Genomic DNA, 5,530 nt, shown 5'->3' with positions numbered 1-5,530 from the left:
AACCAAAGAAAAAGTAAGATGAAATACAAATTTTTTTACCTTACAGGAAAGGAGAAAGACTCCTCAAAGATTGTTAAAGGAATCCTTTCATTTATATTTGAGAAGCTTGGAGAAAAGGCATCCTTTGAGATAAGGGAAAGGGACACAGAAGTTTACATCAATGTTCAACTCTCCAACAAAGAAAAACAAGCCTTGTACATTGGTAAACAGGGAAAGGTTCTTGCATCGCTCCAGTATCTATTGAATGCAATAATTCACAGAAAGTTCAACGATAAAAGACTCTTTATACTTGATATTGGTGGATACAAGAGAAAACAGATTGATTACCTTAAAAACCTTGCAATAGAAACTGCCATAAGGGCAAAGAAAACAGGAGAAGATCAGGTACTTCAACCAATGAGTGCCATGGCAAGAAAGATAATTCACACGACCCTTGCAAATCACCCATCTGTTTACACATACTCCATAGGAAAGGAGCCAAATAGGAGAGTAGTTGTTGCCCTGAAGAGAAAATCCTAAAGATGGAAACAGATACAATAGCAAACATTTCCACACCTTTAGGATTTGGTGGGATTGGAGTTATAAGAATTTCTGGTCCCCGTTCCCTTGAAATTGTCTCAAAATTACTGAAAAGGGAACGAAAAATTACTCCAAGAAGAGTACACCATGTTTTTTTAAAGAACAGGGAGGGAAAATCCCTTGGAGATGCAATAGTAATATACTTTAAAGGACCTGAGTCTTATACAGGTGAAGATGTTGTGGAGATCCAGACCTTTGGATCTCCTGTCCTTATGAATAAAATCCTCTCGGAAATTATCTCTCTTGGTGCAAGACTCTCAAAACCTGGAGAGTTCACAGAAAGAGCATACCTTTCTGGAAAACTTGACCTCATTAAGGCAGAGGCAATAAATAAAATAGTTTTCTCTGAAAGTGAATTTGAACTTTACTCAGCAGTAAATACCCTTGAAGGGGAAATCTCGGAAAGAGTTAAGAAATGGATAGAAGAACTTACAGGGATTCATTCTCAGATTGAAGGCTCAATTTCTTTTCCCAACGATGTGGAGGAACCAGATAGAAGAGAGGTTGAGGAAGAGGTTAAGAAAATCTTAAAAGAGATTGAGGAATTGATAGAAGAGTATGAAAGAGAGAAGGGATTTATTGAGGGAGTTAACCTTGTAATATTTGGGAAGGCAAATGTGGGTAAATCTTCACTCTTTAACATCCTTTTAAAGGAGGAGAGAGTTCTTGTCTCAAGAATGCCGGGAACAACAAGGGATATTGTAAGTGAGAAGATTTTTATAAATGGAATTCCTTTTAAACTTATGGATACTGCAGGTGTTATTGTGAAAGTGGAGAATGAAGTGGATAGAATGGCTATAGATAAGAGTAAGGAAGCACTATCAAAAGCAGATATAATAATTCTTATGTTTGATGGCTCTATTCCTCTATCAGAAGAAGATTACAAAGCAGTCTCATTGGTTAAAAGAAAAAGATTTATTCCTGTAATAAACAAGGTGGACCTTCCCCTTGTTATAAGTAAAGAAGAGATTGCGAAACTCACAGGGAAGGAACCAATGTTAATTTCATGTCTTACCCATGAGGGTATAGAAAATCTAAAGAATAAACTTTCCAATGAATTTAAAAAACCTAATGTAAAAAAATTATTATATATATCTCTAAGGGAAAAGAACATTCTTACCGAAGTATTAAGGAATCTTGAAGCGTCATTAAAAGAGACCCTAACCATTGATGAAGTCTCCATAGAGATTGGGGAGGCAATAAGAAAGTTGAAACTTCTTGTGGGAGAGGAGTTTGATCCTGATGTAACAAAAGAGATATTCAGTAGATTCTGCATAGGAAAATAGGAGGTTAAAATGGATGAACAAAAATTAATAAGTGAACTTGTGGAGAGAAACGAGACAAAGATTATTCTCATTGTGTTGGATGGACTTGGTGGCCTTCCGGTGAAGGATGAAAAGAGTGAGCTTGAAATTAGTAAAACTCCAAACCTTGATAAACTTGTGAAGAGAAGCGCAACAGGACTTCACATTCCTGTCTTACCGGGAATATCTCCTGGAAGTGGTCCAGGACACCTATCCATATTTGGTTATGATCCCATAAAGTGGGAGATTGGAAGAGGTCTTCTTGAGGCACTGGGAATTGGGCTTGATGTAACTGATAGGGATATAGCTATAAGAACAAATTATGCAACTGTAAAAGAGGAGAATGGAAGGATAGTTGTTTTAGATAGGAGGGCAGGAAGAATTCCCACTGAGGAGAACAGAAGACTCACAAGAAAAATAACTGAGAGGATAAAGGAAATTGATGGAGTTCAAATAATAATGGAACCAGCAATGGAATACAGGTCTGCTTTAATCTTAAGGTTTAAAGATAAGGTTAATGAAAAAATGGCTATGATTAAAGAAACTGACCCTCAGATGGTGGGCGAGGAGGTAATTCCCCCAGAACCACTCACAGATGAAGCAGAAAGGGTATCAGAGATTTTAAAGAAATTTTTAAGAGAAGTGAAGGAGATTCTTAAGGGAGAGAAGGCAAACTACCTTCTTTTAAGAGGATACTCAACTGTCCCAAACATTCCTAAATTTCCTGAAGTTTATAAACTTAAGGCAGGTTGTATTGCCACATACCCCATGTATAAAGGTCTCTCAAGACTCGTTGGAATGGAGATTGTTCCTGTATCTGGTTTTTCAATAGAGGAGGAACTTAAGGTATTAAAAAAGGTTTATAAAGATTTTGATTTTATATACTTCCATATCAAAAAAACAGATTCATATGGAGAGGATGGAAATTTTGAGAAAAAGATTCATATAATTGAGGAGTTTGACAATATTTTACCAGAGATTCTCTCCCTTGGGTTTGATGTAGTTTCCATAACAGGTGATCACTCCACTCCATCAAAGATGAAATCTCATTCATTCCATCCAGTTCCAGTTCTAATACACTCCCCATATGTATTTGGAGGACTATCCAATAGATTTACTGAAAGAGAATGTTTAAAGGGAGAATTGGGTATAATTAAAGGGGTAAACTTGATGCCTCTCCTTCTTGCCCATGCAAGAAGACTAAAAAAATATGGAGCATAGGAGGTTAGTTATGATTGACAAAGAATTCTTGATGATACCAGGACCAACTCCACTCCCTCCAAGAGTTATCGCTGCCATGACTCATCCAATGATAAACCATAGAGGTCCTTTGTTTAAAAAGATATTCACAGAGACAAGGGAAATCTTAAAGAAACTGATAAATCCTGATGGAGATATCTTCTTAATCCCCTCTTCTGGAACAGGTGCAATGGAACTTGCTGTTCAAAACTTCACAAACAGAGGTGATAAGGTTATAGTTGTTGATACCGGATTTTTTGGAGATAGGTTCTTCAGAATTAATCTTTCCTTTGGAAGGGATGCAGTTAAACTCAAGATTCCATATGGGAGAGCAGTAAAACCAGAAGAGGTTGTAAATTTCATCAAAAAGGAGAAGGATGCAAAGGCACTCTTTTTGACCCATAACGAGACTTCAACAGCTGTTGCAAATCCTTTGAAAGAGATAGTGGATGCTGTAAGAAAAGTTTCTGACATGTTTATAATAGTGGATGCTGTAAGTTCAATGGGAATCCTTAAAATTGATATGAGGGAGTGGGGAATAGATGTAGTTGTAGGAGCATCTCAGAAAGGACTTATGTCTCCTCCAGGAATTGGAATAGTTGGGGTAAGCAAAAGAGCACTTGATTTTGCCTTAGGAAAAGATGATTCATACTATTTTGGAATCAAAAATCTTAAAGCAAAGGGTGATATAGGTCAACCATTTACAACCTTTCCAGTAAGCACTCTCTTTGGATTAAGAGAGGCATTAAATATTTTATTGGAAGAAGGTTTTGAAAAAACTTATGAAAGACACAGGATATACAAAAAACTTGTAAGAGAGTCCTTAAAAGAAATTGGTCTTAAATTTGTTGCAAATGACGAAGATTCATCTCCATGTGTCACTGCTGTCTTCTCTCCAGAGGGAATAAATGGAGAGGAAATAGTAAGGGTATCAAGGGAGAAATACAATGTGGAGATTGCATCTATTCAGGGAGATTTAAAGGGTAAAGCCTTTAGAATTGGACATATGGGCTATATAAACTCAAACGATCTTCTTGTAACAGTGGCTTCTGTTGAATCCACACTTTATAGCCTGGGCTATAAGTTTGATTTGGGTTCTGGTGTAAAGAAGTTTATAAATTTAAGGCTCAATTCAGGAGTGTAAAAAAGAAATGGAAGTATTTGTTGGGACATCCGGTTGGATGTATCCATGGAACAAGGGAAAGAATTTAACATGGTATGTTGAAAACAGCAATTTAAATGCTGTAGAGCTTAATGCATCATTTTACAGATTTCCATTTAAGAACCAGATAAAGGGATGGGAGAGGAGAGGAAAGAATCTAAGGTGGTCCATAAAGGTGAATAGACTTGTAACCCACAGATTCAAGATGAATGAGGAGGCGAAGGAAAGTTTCCTTAAATTCCTTGATCTATTCAAACCAATGGATGAAATTATAGATTTTTATCTATTCCAACTTCCCCCATCCTTTGGACCAGATAAAGAGAAAAGACTCTTAGATTTCTTTGAAGGATTTGATAAAGGGAAAATTGTAGTTGAATTCAGAAACAAAGAGTGGTTTAAAATGGATCTTGAGGAGTGGGGAAGAAAGAATAATCTCCTTGTTTGTTCAATAGACTCGCCAGATTTTGAAAAATTAATCTTTAATGTGAATGGAAAGGTCTATTTGAGGTTTCATGGAAGGGGAAACTGGTACTCCTATGATTATTCAATGGAGGAACTTGAAGAAGTAAAAGACATAATCCTCTCAAAGAACCCTGAAAAAATTTACGCCTTCTTCAACAACAACCACTCCATGCTAAACAACGCCCAAACTTTCTTAAGCCTTTTTAATACTTAAGAATTACTTAAACACAATTTCCCTCCTCTTTTAAAGCGTGTATAATTAAGTGGATGACGCTGGCGACGCATTATAGTTTTTCACTTTTGCTTCTTTCCTTTATAAGAAAAGACCCTTCGGTCTTTCTCTACTCACTCATCTCTCTCCTTCCAGATATAGACATAAAATGGAAAAAACACAGAGGAATAACCCATTCCTTCTTTGCGTCTTTCGTTATCCTTGCGATCTTTCGTTCAAATCTGTTCTTTCTTCCATATTTTTCTCATATAATACTTGACTACTTTACATACACCCCAATCCCCCTTCTCTGGCCACTAAAAGGGAGATACTCATTAAGACTTGTTAAAACAGGAGGAACTGTGGATAGACTATTAACTCTACTCTTTCTTACACTCTTTCTCGTAAATTATCTTCTTTTAAAGTGAAAGCCATGGTAAACTTTATTACAAGGAGGATTGTTATGTCAATTTCCAAGAGCGAATTGAAAAAGGAAATAAAAAAAGCAGTAGAAGAAGTAATTAAAGAGTTAATTGATAGTGGAGAGTTTTACAAAATATTAGAGGATATTGC

General features: G+C 36.3%; 6 protein-coding genes. All 6 read left to right on the top strand.

The window, feature by feature from the left end:
• The coding region (locus J7J33_02195; protein MCD6168100.1) for a KH domain-containing protein at positions 1-519 on the top strand (519 nt) is incomplete at its 5' end.
• Between the two features lie 2 nt (positions 520-521).
• Positions 522-1,865: a tRNA uridine-5-carboxymethylaminomethyl(34) synthesis GTPase MnmE gene (gene mnmE / locus J7J33_02190; protein ID MCD6168099.1), complete on the top strand. Its 1,344-nt coding sequence runs from the start codon at positions 522-524 to the stop codon at positions 1,863-1,865.
• Positions 1,866-1,874: 9 nt separating this feature from the next.
• Positions 1,875-3,104 carry a 2,3-bisphosphoglycerate-independent phosphoglycerate mutase gene (locus J7J33_02185; GenBank protein ID MCD6168098.1) on the top strand — a complete coding sequence of 410 codons (1,230 nt, stop codon included), beginning with the start codon at positions 1,875-1,877 and terminating at the stop codon, positions 3,102-3,104.
• 10 nt (positions 3,105-3,114) lie between these two features.
• Complete coding sequence (locus tag J7J33_02180) at positions 3,115-4,266, top strand: alanine--glyoxylate aminotransferase family protein (GenBank protein ID MCD6168097.1); 1,152 nt, start codon at positions 3,115-3,117, stop codon at positions 4,264-4,266.
• 7 nt (positions 4,267-4,273) lie between these two features.
• A complete protein-coding gene (locus tag J7J33_02175; GenBank protein ID MCD6168096.1) occupies positions 4,274-4,960 on the top strand; it encodes a DUF72 domain-containing protein in 687 nt (228 codons plus the stop codon).
• 53 nt (positions 4,961-5,013) lie between these two features.
• A complete protein-coding gene (locus tag J7J33_02170; GenBank protein MCD6168095.1) occupies positions 5,014-5,385 on the top strand; it encodes a metal-dependent hydrolase in 372 nt (123 codons plus the stop codon).
• Positions 5,386-5,530 lie beyond the last annotated feature (145 nt).

The sequence above is a fragment of the Caldisericia bacterium genome (assembly GCA_021158845.1).
Lineage (GTDB): Bacteria > Caldisericota > Caldisericia > B22-G15 > B22-G15 > B22-G15.
This window is presented reverse-complemented; position numbering and strand designations above follow the sequence as displayed.

Coding starts and splice junctions, on each gene's coding strand:
- J7J33_02185 (MCD6168098.1), top strand. CDS start 1,875: ATGGATGAACAAAAATTAATAAGTGAACTTGTGGAGAGAAACGAGACA.
- J7J33_02170 (MCD6168095.1), top strand. CDS start 5,014: ATGACGCTGGCGACGCATTATAGTTTTTCACTTTTGCTTCTTTCCTTT.
- J7J33_02180 (MCD6168097.1), top strand. CDS start 3,115: ATGATTGACAAAGAATTCTTGATGATACCAGGACCAACTCCACTCCCT.
- J7J33_02175 (MCD6168096.1), top strand. CDS start 4,274: ATGGAAGTATTTGTTGGGACATCCGGTTGGATGTATCCATGGAACAAG.
- mnmE (MCD6168099.1), top strand. CDS start 522: ATGGAAACAGATACAATAGCAAACATTTCCACACCTTTAGGATTTGGT.